The sequence below is a fragment of the Dongia sp. agr-C8 genome (genome assembly GCF_054658695.1).
The window spans coordinates 1,565,791-1,585,232 of the sequence record NZ_BAAGHZ010000001.1 but is presented as its reverse complement, the minus strand read 5'-3'; the positions used below and the strand labels follow the sequence as shown (position 1 = coordinate 1,585,232).

At 66.2% G+C, this 19,442-nt stretch carries 18 protein-coding genes; 10 read left to right on the top strand and 8 right to left on the bottom strand.

Features of this window, described 5'->3' with window-relative positions:
* The first annotated feature begins 39 nt into the window (after window positions 1-39).
* Both ACYQ4T_RS07320 and ACYQ4T_RS07315 read left to right on the top strand, forming a co-directional pair.
* Entirely contained in the window at window positions 40-975 is a 936-nt protein-coding gene (locus ACYQ4T_RS07320) for an acetamidase/formamidase family protein (RefSeq protein WP_459851987.1), read from the top strand.
* Entirely contained in the window at window positions 972-2,720 is a 1,749-nt protein-coding gene (locus ACYQ4T_RS07315) for an ABC transporter ATP-binding protein (RefSeq protein ID WP_459851985.1), read from the top strand. The genes ACYQ4T_RS07320 and ACYQ4T_RS07315 overlap by 4 nt, the downstream gene beginning before the upstream one ends.
* A 19-nt stretch (window positions 2,721-2,739) precedes the next feature.
* Here ACYQ4T_RS07315 and ACYQ4T_RS07310 read toward each other — a convergent pair whose 3' ends face one another.
* Together ACYQ4T_RS07310 and ACYQ4T_RS07305 are read right to left on the bottom strand one after the other, a co-directional pair.
* Window positions 2,740-3,186: a DUF3237 family protein gene (locus ACYQ4T_RS07310; protein ID WP_459851983.1), complete on the bottom strand. Its 447-nt coding sequence runs from the start codon at window positions 3,184-3,186 to the stop codon at window positions 2,740-2,742.
* Window positions 3,186-3,677: a MarR family winged helix-turn-helix transcriptional regulator gene (locus ACYQ4T_RS07305; protein ID WP_459851981.1), complete on the bottom strand. Its 492-nt coding sequence runs from the start codon at window positions 3,675-3,677 to the stop codon at window positions 3,186-3,188. The genes ACYQ4T_RS07310 and ACYQ4T_RS07305 overlap by 1 nt, the downstream gene beginning before the upstream one ends.
* Window positions 3,678-3,775: 98 nt before the next feature.
* Between ACYQ4T_RS07305 and ACYQ4T_RS07300 the strand changes: the two genes are divergently transcribed.
* Window positions 3,776-5,011 carry a flavin-dependent oxidoreductase gene (locus ACYQ4T_RS07300; protein WP_459851979.1) on the top strand — a complete coding sequence of 412 codons (1,236 nt, stop codon included), beginning with the start codon at window positions 3,776-3,778 and terminating at the stop codon, window positions 5,009-5,011.
* A 6-nt stretch (window positions 5,012-5,017) separates the two neighbouring features.
* Here ACYQ4T_RS07300 and ACYQ4T_RS07295 read toward each other — a convergent pair whose 3' ends face one another.
* Window positions 5,018-5,494 (bottom strand): PAS domain-containing protein, encoded by a 477-nt coding sequence (locus ACYQ4T_RS07295; RefSeq protein ID WP_459851977.1) that lies wholly within the window; start codon window positions 5,492-5,494, stop codon window positions 5,018-5,020.
* A 139-nt stretch (window positions 5,495-5,633) separates the two neighbouring features.
* Here ACYQ4T_RS07295 and ACYQ4T_RS07290 point away from each other — a divergent pair, with 139 nt between their 5' ends.
* Together ACYQ4T_RS07290 and ACYQ4T_RS07285 are read left to right on the top strand one after the other, a co-directional pair.
* The gene (locus tag ACYQ4T_RS07290) at window positions 5,634-6,755 is read left to right on the top strand and encodes a PLP-dependent cysteine synthase family protein (protein ID WP_459851975.1); all 1,122 of its coding nucleotides are present in this window, start codon (window positions 5,634-5,636) and stop codon (window positions 6,753-6,755) included.
* Window positions 6,756-6,759: 4 nt separating this feature from the next.
* Window positions 6,760-7,536, top strand: a complete 777-nt coding sequence (locus ACYQ4T_RS07285) for a class II glutamine amidotransferase (protein ID WP_459851973.1) — start codon at window positions 6,760-6,762, stop codon at window positions 7,534-7,536.
* A gap of 15 nt (window positions 7,537-7,551) precedes the next feature.
* Here ACYQ4T_RS07285 and ACYQ4T_RS07280 read toward each other — a convergent pair whose 3' ends face one another.
* From ACYQ4T_RS07280 to betI, 4 genes are read right to left on the bottom strand one after another with little or no spacing between them, the layout of a single operon-like run.
* Window positions 7,552-8,448 carry a proline iminopeptidase-family hydrolase gene (locus ACYQ4T_RS07280; protein ID WP_459851971.1) on the bottom strand — a complete coding sequence of 299 codons (897 nt, stop codon included), beginning with the start codon at window positions 8,446-8,448 and terminating at the stop codon, window positions 7,552-7,554.
* An 8-nt stretch (window positions 8,449-8,456) separates the two neighbouring features.
* On the bottom strand, window positions 8,457-9,626 hold the full coding sequence (locus tag ACYQ4T_RS07275; RefSeq protein WP_459851969.1) for an acyl-CoA dehydrogenase family protein: 1,170 nt from the start codon (window positions 9,624-9,626) through the stop codon (window positions 8,457-8,459).
* 1 nt (window position 9,627) lies between these two features.
* Window positions 9,628-11,733 (bottom strand): acetate--CoA ligase family protein, encoded by a 2,106-nt coding sequence (locus ACYQ4T_RS07270; RefSeq protein WP_459851967.1) that lies wholly within the window; start codon window positions 11,731-11,733, stop codon window positions 9,628-9,630.
* 13 nt (window positions 11,734-11,746) lie between these two features.
* On the bottom strand, window positions 11,747-12,757 hold the full coding sequence (gene betI, locus ACYQ4T_RS07265; protein WP_459851965.1) for a transcriptional regulator BetI: 1,011 nt from the start codon (window positions 12,755-12,757) through the stop codon (window positions 11,747-11,749).
* 241 nt (window positions 12,758-12,998) lie between these two features.
* Here betI and ACYQ4T_RS07260 point away from each other — a divergent pair, with 241 nt between their 5' ends.
* The 4 genes from ACYQ4T_RS07260 (at window position 12,999) to ACYQ4T_RS07245 (ending at window position 18,136) form a co-directional block, all read left to right on the top strand.
* The gene (locus ACYQ4T_RS07260) at window positions 12,999-14,369 is read left to right on the top strand and encodes an aspartate aminotransferase family protein (protein WP_459851963.1); all 1,371 of its coding nucleotides are present in this window, start codon (window positions 12,999-13,001) and stop codon (window positions 14,367-14,369) included.
* 197 nt (window positions 14,370-14,566) lie between these two features.
* A complete protein-coding gene (locus ACYQ4T_RS07255) occupies window positions 14,567-14,926 on the top strand; it encodes an endonuclease domain-containing protein (RefSeq protein ID WP_459851961.1) in 360 nt (119 codons plus the stop codon).
* 1,132 nt (window positions 14,927-16,058) lie between these two features.
* Window positions 16,059-17,087, top strand: a complete 1,029-nt coding sequence (locus ACYQ4T_RS07250; protein WP_459851959.1) for a hypothetical protein — start codon at window positions 16,059-16,061, stop codon at window positions 17,085-17,087.
* Window positions 17,084-18,136: a hypothetical protein gene (locus ACYQ4T_RS07245; RefSeq protein ID WP_459851956.1), complete on the top strand. Its 1,053-nt coding sequence runs from the start codon at window positions 17,084-17,086 to the stop codon at window positions 18,134-18,136. The genes ACYQ4T_RS07250 and ACYQ4T_RS07245 overlap by 4 nt, the downstream gene beginning before the upstream one ends.
* 42 nt (window positions 18,137-18,178) lie before the next feature.
* On the opposite strand, the gene ACYQ4T_RS07240 is transcribed toward ACYQ4T_RS07245, so the two are convergent.
* On the bottom strand, window positions 18,179-18,745 hold the full coding sequence (locus tag ACYQ4T_RS07240; RefSeq protein WP_459851953.1) for a PAS domain-containing protein: 567 nt from the start codon (window positions 18,743-18,745) through the stop codon (window positions 18,179-18,181).
* 252 nt (window positions 18,746-18,997) lie between these two features.
* Between ACYQ4T_RS07240 and ACYQ4T_RS07235 the strand changes: the two genes are divergently transcribed.
* The gene (locus tag ACYQ4T_RS07235; protein WP_459851951.1) at window positions 18,998-19,390 is read left to right on the top strand and encodes a hypothetical protein; all 393 of its coding nucleotides are present in this window, start codon (window positions 18,998-19,000) and stop codon (window positions 19,388-19,390) included.
* The last annotated feature ends 52 nt before the right edge of the window (window positions 19,391-19,442 follow it).

Below are 19,442 nucleotides of genomic sequence, written 5' to 3'. Positions count from 1 at the left end.
TCGCCCCGGCCGCCGCTCTCTTTCAATCCGGGATCCATCATGTCCGCACGCCACACCATCCACGATCACCAGCATCATTTCGGCTGGGACAATTCCCTGAAACCGATCATGACCGTCGGCTCCGGCGAGACGCTCGAGCTGAAATGCAAGGACTCCTCCGCCGGCCAGATCACCCCGAGCTGGACCGCGAAGGACATTCCCAATCTCGACTTCTCCAAGGTGAACCCGACGCTGGGGCCGATCGCGATCGACGGCGCCGAGCCGGGCGATGCGATCAAGGTCACCCTCATCGACTTCAAGCCCTGCGGCTGGGGCTGGACCGCGAATATCCCGGGCTTCGGCCTGCTCGCCGACCAGTTCAAGGAACCGGCGATCAACATCTGGAAATACGACGCGAACACCCTCGCGCCGGCGATGTTCGGCCCGGCCAGGGTGCCGCTGAAGCCTTTCGCCGGCACCATCGGCCTCGCCCCCGCCGAGCCCGGCCATCACTCGGTGGTCCCGCCGCGCCGGGTCGGTGGCAACATGGACATCCGCGACCTCGCCAAGGGCTCCGAGCTCTATCTGCCCGTCGAGGTCAAAGGCGCGCTCTTCTCCCTCGGCGATACCCATGCGGCGCAGGGCGACGGCGAGGTCTGCGGCACGGCGATTGAAAGCCAGCTCGACGTCACCGTGAAGCTCGAGCTGGTCAAGAACGCCAACCTCACCTTCCCGCGCTTCCGCACCCCCGGCCCGGTGACCCGTCATCTCGACGAGAAGGGTTACGACGTCACCACCGGCATCGGCACGGATCTCATGGAAGGCGCCAAGGCTGCCGTCAGCGGCATGGTCGACCTCCTCTCCAAGCGCCACAACATCTCAGCCGTCGATGCCTACATGCTCTGCTCGGTCTGCGGCGACCTGCGCATCAGCGAGATCGTCGACATGCCGAACTGGGTGGTGTCGTTCTACTTCCCGCGGATCGTGTTAGAGTGACGGCGGACGGCGGCGCGCCCCTCCTTCGCGTCGAAGGCTTGAGCGTCGACTTCGCCTCGCCAAAGGGCGCCGTCCGCGTGGTCGAGGACCTGAGCTTCGATCTCAACGCCGGCGAAACGCTCTGCATCGCCGGGGAATCCGGGTCCGGCAAGTCCGTCACCGCCTTGTCGCTGATGGGCCTGCTGCCGAAGCCGGGCGGGCGCATCGCCGCCGGCAAGGCGATCTTCGACGGCGCCGATCTCTTCGCGCTCTCCGAACGCCGAATGGCGGCGATCCGCGGCCACGAGATCGCGATGATCTTCCAGGAGCCGATGACCTCGCTGAACCCGATCCTCACCATCGGGCACCAGCTGATCGAAGGCCCGATGCGCCATCTCGGCCTCAGCCGCAATACGGCGACCGCGCGCGCGGTCGAGATGCTCGACGCTGTTCGCATCGCCGAGCCGAAGCGCCGCCTGAAGCAATACCCGCACGAGCTTTCCGGCGGCATGCGCCAGCGCGTGATGATCGCCATGGCGATGGCCTGTCGCCCGAAGATCCTGATCGCCGACGAACCCACCACCGCGCTCGACGTCACTGTGCAGGCGCAGATCCTGAAACTGATGCAGGACCTGCAGCGCGAGACCGGCACCGCGATCATCCTGATCACCCATGACATGGGCGTGGTGGCCGAGACCGCCGACCGCGCGGTGATCATGCGCCGTGGCCGCGCCGTCGAGACCGGCGATGTCAGCCGCATCTTCCGGCAGCAGGAACACGACTACACCAAGGCGCTGCTTGCCGCCGTGCCGAAATTCGCCGATGGCGGCCGTGCACCGGCACCGCTTCCGGCTGAAGCGCCGCTGCTCGACGTCCGAGACCTGGTCGTGCGCTTCGACGTGCGCGGCGGCGGCTTGATCCCGCGCGTGACCCAGCGGGTGCATGCGGTCGAGAAGATCTCCTTCGACCTGAAGCCCGGCGAGACCCTGGCGCTGGTCGGCGAATCCGGTTGCGGCAAGTCCACCACCGGCAAGGCGCTGCTGAAGCTGGTGCCGAGCCATGGTGCGGTCGCGCTGAAAGGCGCCGCCCTCGGCAACGACGTCAAGGCTTGGCGCCGCCATATGCAGATGATCTTCCAGGACCCGATGGCCTCGCTCGACCCGCGCATGACCGTCGGCGAGTTGGTGGCCGAGCCCTTGGTGATCCACGGCATCGCGTCGGGCTCGGAGATCCGGGACCGCGTCGCCAATCTGTTCGAGCGCGTCGGCCTCGCCGCCGACCACATGTCGCGCTATCCGCACGAATTCTCCGGCGGACAGCGCCAGCGCATCTGCATCGCCCGCGCGCTCACCTTGAATCCGCAGATCATCGTCGCCGACGAATGCGTCTCCGCGCTCGACGTCTCGATCCAGGCGCAGATCCTGGAACTGCTGAAGGAGCTGCAGGACGAGCTCGGCGTCGCCTACCTGTTCATCTCGCACGACATGGCGGTGGTCGAGCAGGTCAGCCACCGCGTCGCCGTCATGTATCTCGGCCAGATCGTCGAGCTAGGGCCGGCCCAGGCGGTGCTCGGCGACCCGCGCCATCCCTACACCAAGAAGTTGCTGAGCGCCGTGCCGATCGCCGACCCGTCGCGCCGTCACCTCGCCCGCGAGGCGCCCGAAGGCGAGGTCCCCAGCCCGTTCCGGCCGGTCGACTACCAGCCAGAGTATGTGGCACTGCAGGATGTGGGCGGTGGACACATGGTCGCCGACGAGGCCGCTTAGAGCGGCGCCCGGCGGCCCTCTACGTCACCGTGAAGACGTCGATCGCGACACCTTGCCGTCGTTTCGCGCCAGTGCCGACGAATACCGCCCGTTGCAGCCAGGCATAGGCCGGGTCCGCGACGACAAACTGCGGCGCCACGCGGAAATAGTAGGACGCCGGATCGACGTCGCGTCCGGATCGCAGTGCGGCGAGCACCTGCGGATCGGCCTGCCGGATGCCGGGCGTCTCGACCTGGAGCCGCACGAGGTCATCGGTCTCCAAGATCCAGCGCCCGCCGATCCGCACGGTGTCGTCCGCCACGTCGTTTTGCCAGTCGGTACCGCCGGCGAGGATCGTGCCGCTCAGGCGCGGGCCGCGCACCCGGCCGCCGATCACCGGGATTACGCGGCAGCCAGGACCGGCCTCGAGCGCCGGCCCCACATCGATCTCGAACGTCGCGATGTAGTCGAAGCCGGGCGTCAGCATCAGAACTTCCCAAGCAGCCGGCGCAGCATTTCAAGCTCCGCCGCGTTCAGATTCCGCGCGGCGCGCCGGTCATGCGCCTGGACCTTCTCGACCAGGGTGGCGAGGCGCGCGCGGCCGAGCCGGGTCAGCCCGACGCTGTTCGACCGCTTGTCGGTATCCGATGTCTGGCGCGCGACCAGCTTCATGGCCTCGAGCCGCTTGACCAGCGCCATCGCGGCCGCCCGGTTGACCCCCATGACGCGGCCGAGATCGGACTGGTTGAGCGCCGGGTTGCGGTCGATCAGGACCAGCGCGGCGAAGAGCTGCGGCGTGAATCCGAGATCGGCGACCGTCGCGAAGAAGTCGCGATAGATCGCGATCTGGGCGCGCCGCAACGCATAGCCGATCAGTCCCGCCAGCGGGCCGAAATCGACGCCCTCGGGCCACTGCGCGAAGACCTCTCCCGGTTCGGTCGCACCCTGGCCTGCTGCCCGTCCGCCGCGCGATGCCAATTTCGCCGCCTCCACTCCCCCTTGACACCAGGAACAAACGGTGCAGAATGTATATCAATCATACATAATAATACAATCGTCTTCTGGGAGCGGGCCTTTTGCGCGTTGCCGTTATTGGCGGTGGAATCGGCGGGCTCACCACGGCGCTCAGCCTCCATGCCGCCGGAATCGCCGCCGATGTCTACGAATCCGTCGCCACGCTGAAGCCGCTCGGCGTCGGCATCAATCTCCTGCCACACGCCGTCCGGGAACTGACCGAGCTCGGCCTCGCCGACCGCCTGGCCGCGATCGGCGTCGCGACCGCCGAGCTCCGCTACACCAACCGCTTCGGCCAGGAGATCTGGCGCGAGCCACGCGGCCTCGCCGCCGGCTACCACTGGCCGCAATACTCGCTGCATCGCGGCCGACTGCAGATGATGCTGCTGGACGCCGCAGTGGAACGGCTCGGCTCCGCGCATATTCACCTCGGAAAACGCGCCGCACGGTTCGCCACCACGCCGGACGCGGCCGACGTCAGGTTCGAGGATGACGGCATCCGGGCCGATCTCGTCGTCTGCGCCGACGGCATCCACTCCGCCGGGCGGGCGCAGTTCTATCCCGAGGAAGGCCCGCCGAAATGGAACCAGCGCATTCTCTGGCGTGGCGTGACCGAGGGCGATCCCTATCTCGGCGGCCGCACCATGGTCATGGCCGGCCACCAGAACCAGAAGTTCGTCTGTTATCCCATCGGCATCTCGAACGGCCGGACACTGATCAACTGGATCGCCGAACTCGCCTTTCCCGAGGGCCATCTCTGGCGCCGGGAGGACTGGAACCGGCCGGCGAATCTCGCCGACTTCCTGCCGGCCTTCGAGACCTGGCGCTTTCCCTGGCTCGACGTCCCGGCCATCATCCGCGATGCGGCACAGATCTTCGAATACCCCATGGTGGATCGCGACCCGATCCCGCAATGGACCTTCGGCCGGCTGACCCTGCTCGGCGACGCGGCGCACCCGATGTTCCCCATCGGCTCCAACGGCGCCTCGCAGGCGATCCTCGACGCACGCGTCCTGGCGCACGCGCTGGCGACCGCACCGGATATCGATGCCGCACTGGCGCGGTATGAATCCGCGCGGCGCCCACCCACCGCGAAGATTGTGCTCGCCAATCGCGGCAACGGCCCCGAACAGGTGATGCAGATGGCCGAGGAGCGCGCGCCCGACGGGTTCGAGACCATCGACAGCGTCATCCCCCGCGCCGAGCTGGAGGACATCGCGACCCGCTACAAGGTGATGGCGGGGTTCGATCCGGAGACGCTGAACCGACGCCCCTCCCTCTCGCCGCCGCCCCGCTAGATCCGCCTAAATCTCCAGATCGAAGCCGGCCATGATCATGTTGACGGACTTGCCGTCCGCCGAAAGCGGCATCAGCAGCATGCCGTAGTGATAGTATCGGCCCTCGATCAGGATCGCGCGCCGCACCCAGAGCGGCGCGCGGCCGTCCACGGCCTTGCCCAGCACCTCGTTGATGAACGGCCGCGACTGCGCCCGCGGAAAGTCATCGACCAGGGTGTTGGTCGGGTCGAGTCCGAAGCGCAGCACCCAGTCGGTGCCGACCAGCCGGAAGCGGAAGCGCCGCGGATTCTCCAGCACGTCGAACAGCACGATGCGGCCGAGGAACTTCTTCAGGTCGAGCGGGTCGAAATCGCCGCGCGCCGGCAGGAGACCTTCCTTGCACCGGCTTTCCCAGAGCTGCAGCAGCCCCGCCAGGTCGCCCAGGTCCGGATCCGCGGCCGAGGCTGACTTCAGGACCGTGGTGTAGTCTGCGGTATCGTCCATGATTTCCTCTAACCCTACCCCGACACTATCCCACAAGCATACTATGGTCATCTGCAGATGCCGGAACCGAGCCCAGCGCGCGTTGCAGGCAAAGCTCTGCTAAGCTCCGGGATATCAATAATTTAATGGGGAGATGTGAATGCCCGACCGGGACTGGACCGACCAGGCCATACGAAAGATCGAGGCCGATTTCACGCGCTCGGCCGATACGCATCTGGAACGCCTGGAACTGCCCGGTCTTCCGGGCATCACGCTCTACCTCAAGGACGAGTCGACCCATCCGACCGGCAGCCTGAAGCACCGCCTCGCCCGTTCACTGTTCCTCTACGGCCTCTGCAACGGCTGGATCCGCGAGGGCAGCACCGTCATCGACGCCTCGTCGGGGTCAACGGCGATCTCCGAGGCCTATTTCGCCCGCCTCCTGGGCCTGCGCTTCGTCGCCGTGATGCCGAAGACCACCTCGCCGGAGAAGATCGCGCAGATCGCCTTCTATGGCGGCCAGTCGCACCTGGTCGATGACCCGGCCGCGGTCTATGCCGAGAGCGCGCGCCTCGCCGAGGAGACCGGCGGGCATTATCTCGACCAGTTCACCTACGCCGAGCGGGCGACCGACTGGCGCGGCAACAACAACATCGCCGAGGCGCTGTTCCAGCAGATGGCACGCGAGGAGCATGCCTGCCCGAGCTGGGTGGTCTGCGGCGCCGGCACCGGCGGCACCTCCGCGACGATCGGGCGCTTCATCCGCTACCAGCAGCACAAGACCCGGCTCTGCGTGGTCGATCCCGGCCGCTCGGTCTTCTTCGACTTCTATGCCGGCGGCAACCGCAACCTGGTCGGCACCGCCGGCTCGCGGATCGAAGGCATCGGCCGGCCGCGGGTCGAGCCCTCCTTCATCCCGGAGCTGGTCGATCGCATGATCAAGGTCGCCGATGTGGCGAGCTTCGCCGCCATGCGCGCGCTGTCCGACATCATCGGCCGCCGCGTCGGCGGCTCGACCGGCACCAACCTCATGGGCGTGCTGCAGCTCGCCGCCGAGATGAAGGCCGCCGGCCGGCAGGGCTCGATCGTGACGCTGATCTGCGACAGCGGGCAGCGCTATGAGCGCTCCTACTACAACGACGCCTGGCTCGCGGAGAACGGCTTCCACATCGGACCCTGGGCCGAGAAGATCCGCGCCTTCATGACGGACGGCATCTGGGATCCCTCCCTCGCCCAGCCCAGCCATGCCCCCGCCAACCCGCATCTCGCCGAAGGAATCTGACCTCATGTGCCGATGGCTCACCTATTGCGGCGCGCCGATCTATCTCGACAAGGTGCTGTTCGAGCCGCAGAACTCGCTGATCAACCAGAGCCTCCACGCGCGGCACAGCCATGTCACCACCAACGGCGACGGCTTCGGCGTCGGCTGGTACGGCGAGCGGGGCGTGCCGGGCGTCTATCGCGACATCCTGCCGGCCTGGAACGACCACAACCTGAAGAGCCTGTCGCACCAGATCCGCTCCGGCCTGTTCCTGGCGCATGTGCGGGCCTCGACCGGCACCGCGACCGCGCGCTCGAACTGCCATCCCTTCTCGCACGGCAAGTGGCTGTTCATGCATAACGGCCAGATCGGCGGCTACGACAAGCTGCGCCGCAAGCTGGAGATGCTGATCGACGACGACTATTACCAGTACCGGCTCGGCACCACCGACAGCGAGGCGCTGTTCTACCTGATGTTCAGCGACGGGCTGGAGAAGGGCCCGATCGACGCGCTCACCAAAACCGTCGCGCGGATCAACCGCGACCGCGAGGCGCTCGGCATCGAGGCGCCGTTCCGGCTGACCGCCACGCTCACCGATGGCCGGAATGTCTATGCCATCCGCTATTCCACCGATGATGCGCCGCCCAGCCTCTACTGGTCGCGCGCCGAGGATCACCTCCTCGTCGTATCGGAGCCGCTGGATGAGGACGATGCGCGGACCTGGAACGAGGTGCCGCCCAATCAGCTGCTGGTCGCGGAGAAGAACGGCGCGGTCGACATGGTGCCTTTCATCCCCGCCTGACGGCGAACATCTCCCCTACTCGCACTCCTTCAGGAAGGTCCGCAGGATCACCATGAAGGGGTCCGGCCGCTCGATGAAGGGCAGATGCGAGGCGCCGGGAATGACTGCCAGCTGCGCGCCGGGGATCATCTTGCTGAACTCATGGCAGCTCGAGGGCGCGCTTTCGTCATACTGGCCGCAAATGATGAGGGTCGGCGCCTGGATATGGCTCAGGCGCCCGGTGCAGTCGTAGCGCTGCAAGGTCCCGGTGCAGATGAACTCGGTCGGGCCCCACATGCTGTTGTAGACCTCGGTGTTGGTGCCGTTCATCGCCCGTTCGAGGAAATCCGGCCAGGGATCGGCGCGGCAGAGATGGCGGCGGTTATACTCGGCGACCGCCATCGCCACCTTCGGATCATGCTCGGCGCCGCGGCCGCCGGAACGCGCCAAGGCATCCTGCGCCTCCGGCGACAACGCGCGGATATAGTCGTCGTTGTCGGCGATCCAGCGGCTGGTCGAGAGCAGCGGGCCGGACAGGGTCAGGCTGGAGAGACCCGGCGGCCGGCCGATCGCGTATTCGGCGGCGATGGTGCCGCCCCAGGAATTGCCGAACAGATGGATTCGCGCCAGTCCCAGCGCCTGCCGGAGCGCGTCGATCTCGGTCACGAAACGCGCGACCGTCCAGTTCTTCGGCTCGCCGGGCTTGTCGGATTTGCCGACATCGAGCTGGTCGTAGAGGATGACGCGGCGCTCGCCGGAAAGCGCGGTCAGCGGCAGCAGATAATCATGCGGCACGCCCGGGCCGCCATGCACGCCGACCAGCGCCGGCCGGTCGCCGAAACGATCGCCGTTGCTGCGATACCAGATGCGCCCGCCCTCGACCTCGACGAAGCCGGTCGATTCCGGCGCGGGGATCGCCTGCGTCTTGTTCATCCTGCCGTTCAGCCGCCCCAGCCGGTGTAGATGCCGAGGCCGCGCTTCTTGATCTGGCCGCCGATCACCATGCGCTGGATCTCCGAGGTGCCTTCCCAGATCCGGTCCACGCGAACGTCGCGGTAGAGCCGCTCGACCGGGTTCTCGCGCATATAGCCGCGCCCGCCCAGGATCTGCAACGCCTTGTCGACGACGCGCCCGGCCATCTCGGAATTGTAGAGCTTCACCGCGCTCGCCCGCGCATGGACCAGCTTGGGATCCATCCCCTCGGATACCTCCGCCGCCACGCGGTAGAGCAGCGACTTCGCCGCCATGATTTCCACGGCCATGTCGGCCAGCATGAACTCGATCGCCTGGAAGTCGCGGATCGGCTTGCCGAACTGCACCCGCTCCGAAGCGTATTTGTTGGCGACTTCGGTCGCCCGGATCGCCGCCCCTAGGCAATGCGCGGCGATCTCGATCCGGGTCTCGGTGAACCATTCCTTGGTCAGGTCGAAGCCCTGGCCCACTTCGCCCAGGCGCCGGTTGTCGTCCACCGTCACCTTGTCGAAGATCATTTCATAATGCTCGTAGACATAGGAATGCATGAATTGCGGAATGCGCTTCACCTTCACGCCGGGCGCGTCCTTGTCGACGATGAACAAGGTCGGCTTCTTCGGGTCGCCGTCCACATGGGCATGGACGATGACGACCGATGAGGCATCGGCGGAGGTGACGAACCACTTTTCGCCGCTGATCACCCACTGGCCCTTCTTCCTGACCGCGGTGGTCTTGACGTAGCTCGGATCCGACCCGGCATCCTTCTCGGTGATCGCATAGCAGGAACGGCCCTTGCCGGCGTTGAACGGCAGGAGGAACTTCTCGCGCTGCCATTTGGTGCCGTGCTTCAGCGGCGTCGAGGCCTTGAACACCACGGTCCAGAGCCCGCAGGTCGCCTTGCCGATCTCCTCGCAGACCAGCACCTGCTGCAAGGGTGTGTAGCCCTGGCCGCCGTCCTCTTTCGTGTGGTTATAGGCGTTGACCTTGTGCTTGATCGCCTGCTTGCGGACCTCGACCAGGGTCTTTTCCTTCAGCTTGCGCTCGTCGCAGGCGATTTCATGGGGGAAGAGATGCTTCTCCGCGAAGGCGCGGGCGCGCGCCTGGATCGCGAGGTCTTCCTTCGACAGCGAGAGGTCCATTTCAGCTCCTAGGAACGATGAGTGCGTCCAATGCGACGCAGCCTTGGGGTCCGGCGATCAGCGGGTTGACGTCCATCTCGGCGATCAAATCGCCGAGGTCTCCCGCGAGAACGGAGAAACTCGACAGCGCCTGCACCAATGCATGCAGATCGGCCGGCGGCGCGCCGCGCTTGCCGTCGAGCAGCGGCCGCAGCGCCAGCGCATTCAGATGCCGCATCGCTTCTTCGGCCCCGAAGGCCGGCAGCGCGAAGCGGCGGTCGTTCAGCATCTCGATCAGCACGCCACCGGCCCCGACCATGACGATCGGCCCGAATTGCTGATCGCGCGTCATGCCGAAGGAAAGCTCCACGCCCTTGCCCCCTAGAATTCCATGGGCCATCGGCATCACGATGACGCGCGGCCCCAGGCGCTGCTTCAGATCGGCATAGGCGGCGGCGACGGTCTCGCTGTTGAGCCCGAGCTTCACCCCGCCGACATCGGATTTGTGCAGGATGCCGGGCATCGCGGTCTTCACCGCGACCGTGCCGAACCCGGCGACTGCCTTCAGCAAGTCAGCCTCGGTCTCGACGACACGGTGCGGCAGCACCGGCACGCCGTAGTCGCCGAGCAGCGCCAGGCTCTCCGCCTCGTCCAATGTCGCACCGGTCTCGAGCCGCGCGCGCCATTTCTCGCGCAGACCCTTGGGCGCTTCCGGCGCGGCAGCCACCGTGCCGCGGTCGCGCCGGTCCATCGCCTTGCGCACCACGGTCAGCATCGAGGCAACCCCCGACAAAACCGGCACCCCGTCCTGCGCCAGCCGCACGGCGACGTCGTCGCTGGAATTGCTGGCGACGTTGGTGGCGAGGATCACCGGCTTGGTTGTGGCTTCGCGGATCTGCCGCAGCATCTCGCAATAGCCCTCGGTCAGCGAATAGCCGTCCCGGGTCTCGACGCAGAGCGCGCCGAGCGCGGTGTCCGGGTCCTCGATCAGCGCCTTCATGCAGTCGTGGAAGATGCCTTCCCAGTCGTTGCCGGTCCCCCAGGCGTCGAGCGGGTTGATCGGCTCCAGCCCGTAGTCGAGCCGCGCGGCGAGCTTCGCCGTGGTGTCGGCGCCGATCTTCGCAAACGGCACCTTGCGTGCGACCGCGAGATCCATGGCGAGTTCGCGGAAGCCGCCGCTGTCATGCATGGTCGCGATCCCGCCCGGCGCGAGGTCGCGGCCGCCGGCGTAGAGATGCAGCGCGTTCACGAGGTCGTCCATGTTGTCGACCGCGACCACGTTGTAATGGTCGAACAGCGCCTCATAGGCCGCGTGGTTGCCCGCGACCGCGCCGGAATGGCTGACCGCCAGCGCCGCGCTCTCGGCGGTGCGGCCGACCTTCAGCGCCACCACCGGGATGTTCTTCGCCTGCGCCTTGGCGAGGCCCGCCTGGAAGCCTTCGGGATCGCGCACGGTTTCCAGGAACAGGCCGACCACCTTGGTGCTGTCCAGGGTCAGCACATAGTCGAGATAGTCGGCGACATTGGTGGCGAGCTCCTGCCCGGCCGAGACCGCGAGGTTGATCCCCAGCCGCTTGTCGTTATGGCAGAGCGCCGAGAAAGCGCTCCCCGAATGGGTGATGAAGCTGATGCCGCCGGCGCGCATCCAGTCCGGCGGCGGGAAGCCGCAGACCCGGAGGCCGTATTCCAGATTGTAGAATCCCATGCAGTTGCCGCCGCAGACCGCGACTCCCGCCTCCTTGGCCATCGCGCTCAACCGCGCGGTCAGCTTCGGTTCCCGGTCGTCCTCCAGATAGCCGCTGGCGAAGATGGTGGCGGCCTTGGCGCCATGCTTGATCGCATCGGCGAGTGCGGCTTCCAGCCGCGCATTGGCGACGCCCAGCACCGCCATATCGACCGTCTCCGGCAGCTCGGCCAGCGAAGCATAAGCGCGCTGCCCGGCGATCTCCGGATAGTTCGGGTTGATGAGATGGATCCGCGCCGGCTGCTTATCTCCCATCGTCGCCGAGGCGATCATGCCGCGCCCGACCGTCCCCGGCTTCGGGCTGGCGCCGACCAGGGCCACCGATTTCGGCGTCAGCAGCGGCGCCAGCCGGTGCGCGGTCTTCCCCCCCAGGATCCGGTTCATCGCCCCCGCCCGATCACGTCGCCTTCGGCGCACCCTTCAGCGCGTCGAGTGCCGCGCGTTCGCGGTCGGCCTCGGCCCGCTGCTGGACGAGCTTGGCTTCGAAGCGACGCTGCATCTCTTCATGCAGCGGCCCGTAGATCTCCATCCAGAGCTGGCTGTCGGTGGCGACGATCAGCCGCCCCAGCTGCCAGGAACTCGGCTCCTGCCGCCCGTCCAGCCAGCCTTCCAAGGTCTTGGCCGAGACCCCGACGCTGGCCGCCAGGGCCTCGCGCCGGATCGTGCCGACCGGATCGACGCGTTTGCGGAGTGCCGCGGCCACGCGCGAACGATGCGCATCACGCCCCTGCAAATCCTGGTCCGTCACCAGCTCCACCGGCGGCTCGTCCTCATTGGCGGCGACGCGGGTCCGCTTCGGCCCGCCGGCGAAATGCGCCGGGAACACCGCGGCCAGATAGGAGCGGCAGACCCTTTTCGCGTCGTTGCGGTTGAAGACCTTCGGCTCCATCAGGCAGTCGAACCAGAGCCCGTCGATCATGGCGTTGAGCCCAATCGCGACCGTGCGGGCGTCGATGCCGTAGCCGCCTTCGGTGATGATGCGGTTGCAGAGCTCGATGGTCTGGCTCGTGTAGTCGGTCTCCAGCCGCTGCACCAGGCCCTGATAGGCCGGGTTGTTCCCCGCCTCCGCCCAGAAGGCGTACCAGATCGAGATCTTTTCCGGATTGCAGACCGAGGGGTGGAAGTCGGCCTCGATCATCGCCTCGAGCCCGGCCGCCGGGGCGATCTTGCCCTTGCTCATCGCCGCCTGCCAGAAGGCCGAATATTCCTCGGCGATCTGCTCCAGGGTGGCCAGCAGCAGCTGGTCCTTGGACTTGAAATAGAAGTTCACGATGCCCGGCGACAGCCCGGCTTCTCCGGCAACATGGGTCAGAGTCGTGCTGGTATAGCCATAGCGGCCGATCGCCCGGATCGTGGCGTCGATCAGCTGTTTTCGGCGGATTTCCTTAACGGCCTCTGCTTTGGCCAAGCGTTAATTCCTTCGCGAAACGGATGAGAGAATCATAGTTAATGCCTTGAAAAATATAACTTTGCCGCGCCTGCGAGATTAAATACGCATTCAACAGCTTGCCTTCCAGCCGTCCCCAGGGCTAGCATCACTATACATCCATTCAACGGCGGCCGCCATCGAATCGCTTATCAGATGGCCGGATGCCAAGCCCGGCGAGCCTTTTTGAAGCCGGGTATTTTTAGAAACTTGGAGAAGAAAAATGTCGATCAAGGTGCAGCGTCGAAAGCTCGACAAGTCCCGCGCCCACTTCAAGGAAGCGGTGAAGCACTTGCCCCTCGGCGTCAGCTCGAACTTCCGCTTCTGGGGCGAGGACGAGACCGTCTTCGTGAAGCACGGCAAGGGCGCCCGCCTCTGGGACTTGGACGGCAACGAATACATCGACTACCGCCTGGGCTACGGCCCGGCGATCCTCGGCCACTGCCACCCGGAAGTCGATGCCGCCGCCCGCGAGGGCCAGAATGTCGGCACCGTCTTCGCGCTCGGCACCGAGAAGGAAGTGACCGTCGCCAAGCTCATCAAGGAGATGATGCCGGCGGCCGAGCTGGTCCGCTTCTCCAATTCCGGCACCGAGGCCGTGATGGCGGCGCTCCGCCTCGCCCGCGGCTATACCGGCAAGGACAACTACGTCACCTTCGAGGGCTCCTATCACGGCCTGTTCGACGCCTCGATGTGGACCGCCGATCCGGAGGACATGAAGGACCAGAGCAAGGACCCGAAGGTCATCCCCTATGGCCAGGGCATCCCGGCGCTGGTGCGCAACCTCTTCTGGCAGGTCCCCTACAACGACGCCCAGCGCCTCGAGGACGTGCTGAAGAAGCACAGTGACTCGATCGCCGCCGTGCTGATCGAGCCGATCCTCGGCAATTGCTGCGGCATCCCCTCGAAGCCGGAATTCATCAAGGCCGTGCGCGAACTCTGCACCAAATACGGCGTGCTGATGATCGTGGACGAGGTGAAGACCGGCTTCCGCGTCGGCCGCGGCGGCGCCCAGGCGCTCTACGGCATCGAGGCAGACATCTTCACCGTCGCCAAGGCCGTGGCGAACGGCTACCCGATCTCGGCGATCGGCGGCAAGGAAGAGATCATGCGCAAATACGGCAAGGGCGTCGCCCATGGCGGCACCTACACCGCCCAGGCGATGAGCCTCGCCGCCGCCGAAAAGACGCTGACCATCCTCCGCGACACCGACGCGCTCGAGGTCATCGCCAACTACGGCAAGGCGATGCAGGAAGGCATGCACAAGGTGCTGACCAAGCGCGGCATCCCGCACAGCTTCACCGGCCACCACTCGATGTCCGGCCTGTTCTTCTCGGCCGAGGCGCCGACCACCTACCGGAACTGGAAGCTCAGCGACTACACCTTCTACGACACGATGGCCGGCTATCTGATCGACATGGGCGTGATGTGCGAGCCCGACAGCCGCGAACCCTGGTTCATCTCCTCCGCGCACGACGCGAAGTGCCTGGAAGAGACGCTGCAGAAGTTCGAGGAAGCGGTGGATCTCACCCTCGACGAGCTCGCCCGCGGCCGCCACGAAGAGAACAAGCTGATGCCCGGCATCAGCGGGTAACGTCTCGGACTACGATCTGGAGACTGCGGCGCCGGAGGCAACTCCGGCGCCGCTTTTGTTTGTCGCCGTGCTGGCTAGAGCCGGCTCTAAAAGAAGCTCCCGCCCCCAAGATGGGGGCGGGCTGGGGTGGGGGTTGATGCAGCCTGAGCGCTCTAGATCCAGCGCCGGGTGCCAACCACCATGCTACCCTGCACCCCATGCCCGACCGCCGCAACCGCCCGCCCACCCTCAAGCGCGCCAAACGCCTTCGCGCGGAAATGACCGATGCCGAAAAGAAACTCTGGTTCCGCATCCGCCTGCGACAGCTGGGCGGTCACCATTTCCGCCGCCAAGTCTCGATCGGCGCCTGCGTCGTCGACTTCGCCTGCCTCAAGCAGAAGCTGATCATCGAAGTCGACGGCGGCCAGCACGACTGGCGCAAGGAAGAAGACGACTCACGCACCCGAATCCTGGAAACGCGCGGCTACTGCGTGATCCGCTTCTGGAACAACGAAGTCCTGCAGAACATCGACGGCGTCCTGCACGTCATCGCGCGCGAGCTCGGAAGCGCCGTCTGACCCGCGCTGGATCCTCCACCCGGCACCCGCCTGAAGCACCACCGCTGCATCAACCCCGGCGTGCGCGATCGGTCGTTGTCGATGCAGACGCAGATGCCCTCGCCAGAATTCTGAACCATCGCCGGCGCGGCAGATCCATCGCCGGCGCCGCTTCCACGACCTCGAATTCAGCCGAGCGCTTCTCCACCGCACTAAACCTGCTCGCACGCGACAAGAGCCGCCGATTGTGATAGGGTGTATCCACTCGCCGAGCTGTCGACCGACGCCCAAGCGAAGGTGAATCTCCCGCAATGCCGGACCACTCCACCGCAGCCCCAGAGCGCGACGGTGGAGCGCTGATTGAAATTGTTAAGCAGTAACTGAGGCTGCGTCCATCGATGGGACGATGCGTCACCGATGCGACGCAGACAAGACCCGGACCGGACCCGGACGGATCACGCCAAGCAGACCGGACGCAGACGGATCGCACAACCCGGACCAGACCCGGACGGATCGCGCAACGCAGACCGGACGCAGACAGATCGCACAAACCCGGACAGGACCCGGACGGATCGCGCAAACGCAGACCGGACGCAGACGGATCGCAAAACCCGGACAGGACCCGGACAGAATCGAGCATCGCTTTCCACCGCGCCGTGGCGGCGAGCCTTTCACGGCAAGGGGTTGGCAAGCCGCGCGTCACCCCCTTCGATCGCGGCCGTCCGTGTTTGGAGCCGCTTGTGTAAAGGGCGTCCGTGTTGCTGGCCGTCCGTGTTCGGACGGGCGGGCCCACCCGGCAAAGGCCGGGTCATTGCGTCGCCTCACCCCGTCCCGCTCCCAGACGCCGCGATTGGCCGCGCCGGCGCCGTCTGCCCTGCACCAAGGCCCGGCACGCAAGTCTGCCCGCCGGGCGCACACACAAAGCGCATAGCCGCATATTCTCCTTAACGCCGCCGCTAACCTGTTTCGCCTCCGACACGCTCCGCTGTGTGTGAACCGCCAACCTCGGGTGACCGACATCACTCCAGAGAGCACGCTCGCTTGACCGAACCTGCAACGGCTCGCAGCATCGCACCTCGTGCTGCGCGTCGTCTCAGTCTCAGCCTCCCCTTGGGGAGCGCTTCTCGGTTCACGAGTTCAGGGAGAGAGCGGAATGTCCAGGCAGTCAGCGATCACACTCGACAAACACACAGCGCTCGATCGGGCGGGGGCGAAAGCCGCGATCGATGCCATCAAGGATCGGAAACACCCCATGCTCTCGGCGCCCCGTGTGCAGGCGCGCGGGAAGCTGCGCAAGAAGCTCGGCAAGGAGCTGCGGCCGCTGTTCGCCGGCGCCGGCCTCGATCTCGGCAAGCTCGACAATGCGCTCAAGCTCAATCACGCCGAACTCAAGAAGAGCCTCGCGCGGGAGCAGGCGGCCAACGCGAAGCAATATGCGCAGGCGCATAAGCAGCGCCTGGCGGGACTCGCCAACACCCGCGCCGCGCTGGAGCAGCTCGCCGGCATCCCGCACCTCACGACCAACATTCCGGTGCCGACGCCCTTCTTCATCGGCGCCCGGCCGGCAGGGTTCCTGGAGGATTCCAGCATCGCGCCGTTCAACAATGTGGCGAAGCCCTCGCTGCATGTCTCGCAGAACACCGACGGCCGCAGCGCCAAGATCAGCTTCTACTTCGCCTGGCAGAATCCGATCGACTTCCTGGCGGTGCTCAACTGCAGCGCCGACGTGATCGTGAACGGCCATGTGAAGAACCTGGCCGACGACGGCATCTTCACCGGCGGCACCGCCAGGGTGAAGCTGCGAACCGAGCTCAACATCTTTGTCGGCCCGCTCACGATCTCCTTCCAGCAGGGCCAGAAGGCCGATATCGACACCATCAGCGCCGAGGGCGGCGGCATCTTCGATGTCGGCGCCGTCGGCGACCGGGACGTTGTCGCGAGCACCCATCTCAGCGCCGCGAATATCCAGGTCGAGGGCAGCCGGATCGCCGTGTTCGAGGTGGCCTTCGTTGCCGATTATTCGATCGACGACGGCAGCATCGACATCGATTTCGCCAGCGGCGACCGCTCGGTCATCTGCCCGGCCCTGAACATCGAGCTGCTGACGCCACCCGGCCCCAGCGTCCAGCCGCCCTTCGTTCTGGAGCCTTTCACATCGGTCAGCGGGAGGACAGTGCGATGAAGAAGGTCAAACTCGAGCGAGCCAAGACGGCGAAGACCAGGGCCATCGCGCCGGTCGACAAGGCCGAGCTGAAGGCCCTCATCACCAAGATCCAGGACCGCAAGCAGCCCGATCTCCAGCTGCTCCAGATGGTTCGCCAGTCGAAGCAGGCGAAGCTCCGGCGCAAGCTCGGCAAGCAGTTGCGGGCCGAGTTCGCGGGCGCCGCCTTCGATGTCCGAAAGATCGACAAGGTCCTGGCCGGCAACAAGGCCGAGCTCAGCGCCGTCCTGAAGAAGGCCGACGCGGCGGCGGCAAAGCGCATGGCGCCGATCGTCAAGCAACAGCGCCAGGGTATCGCCAACACAAGGAAGGCGCTGGAGCATATCCGCTACCAGCCCCATCTCACGACGACGATCCCGATCAGCACGCCCTTCCTGATCTACGCGACCCCGGTCGGCATGCTGAGCGACACACATACGGAGCCGTTCAACAACTGGGCCAAGTTCTTCTATACCAGCGACCGGAACACCGCCTATGACAGCGTGGTAGCGAAGTTCTTCTTCTCCTGGCAGAACAACTCCGACTTCCTGGCGGTCATCAACTGCAGCACCAGCCTGATTGCCAACGGCCTCCTCATCGACACCGCCGAGCCGGGCTGGCTCTTCCCCGGCAGCGCCTGGATCGAAGCCTGGGCGCGGCTGACGGTCTACATGGGTTCGACCACGATCAACTACCAAGGCACGCAGCAGAAGCAGATGGGCCAGGTCTACACCGAGGCCGGCTATTCGGAGTTCGGCGCGCCGGGCAGCATCAATTCCGTGGACATTACCGGGGCCTTCGACCTCTCCTGCAGCAACATCGCTGTGGATCCCGGCCGGATCGTCGTCTTCGAGGTCGCCTGCAGCGCCGACTGGTGGATCGACTTCGGTGGCTCGATCACGCTGGACTTCAACTCCAACACGGCCGGCCGCCAGCTCCTCTGCCCCTCCCTGCAGGTCGAACTCCTGACCGCACCGCAGGGCGGCTTCAACCCGGCCGCTGGGGGCTTTGGGAACACCGTACTGGCTTGAGCCTGCTGGAATTTCGGCGCCGGGAGCAACGCCGGCGCCGCCTCATACCACGCCGATCCCAAACGCCGCGATCGGCCGCTCCACATGCAGCTCCTGGAAGTCGCGCCAGAAATCGTCCCGGTCGCCGGAATAGTAGATCGCGCCGAACACGCCGGTGATGGTGCGGCCGTCCTCGGAGATCGGCAGCAGCAGGCGCGCATAGGCGAGGAACTCGCGGGCGTAGGACGTCATATGGTCGTGGGTATAGGCCGCGAGGCCGCGGACGGCGACGGCGTGGGTCTGGCGCGAGGTCTCGTCGAAGGCGGCGTGATTTTCCGGCCGCACGTGCCGGCGCTTGATCTCGCCGCGGGTGAGGTGCCTGGGCTCGAAGCCGAAGGCGTCGACGATGGCTTGGCCGACCAGGCGGTAGCGGAGATCGTCCGGCGTCGGCCCGAGATCGAGCAGCTGCACATACGGAAGGCTGGGCCCAAGCTGCAGCGGGTCGATGTCGCGACGGCGCGGCACCTGGCCGTCCCGGCTCAGCCCCCGCCAATAGCGGAACAAGTCGGCGAGCTTCGGATGCCGGATGAAATCAGGCGCGCCCTCGCCGCCTGCGGTCGCATGATCCATGTCGGGCCAAGCCGGTGCGCGGGATGATCGAGCAGGCAACCATCATAGGTGGATCGTCCCACCCGGGCAAATCGCCGGGGCCGGGGCCAGGGCGCGCCGTTCACCCAGCTTCTTCGGGTGATTTGAGGCAATTGCCGCTCACCGCTTTGCGATGCCGCCGTCGCGCAATGCGTTGAACGCCGTTTCGGCACGGCGCGACACGTCTGTTGTTCCGGGCGAGCTCATCTCGCCGGGCTGACAAGGGAGAGCAACATGGTATGCAACCTGCGTCCACGCAACGCCGCCGCCCTCGCGGCCGGCCTGCTGATCGGTCTCTGTCTGGCTTCGTCCACCGCACTCGCCGAGGCGCGTCAGGTCGGCGGCACCAGGGCGACCTGGGACAAGGCCTGCCAGAAGAACAAGGACTGCATGCCGGTCGGCGATCTCGGCGGCGGCGTCAACGGCTATTTCGTGCATGACGGCAAGGGCGGCGGCACCTCGGTCTGGTGCGACGACAACAACTGCGTCGCCGATCGCCGTCCGATCAAGCCGCGCAAGGACGCCGTGCAGCTCCTGCAGCAGCCGGCATTGCCGATGGGCGGCGCAAACGGCGGCAAGCCGGCAACCGGCAGCGAAAGCCCGGCAATGCTGCTCGAGATGCGTTGAGATCCGGTGAGCGGCGATCGGCGCTGGCCTCGATCGCCGCACCTCGTCCCCC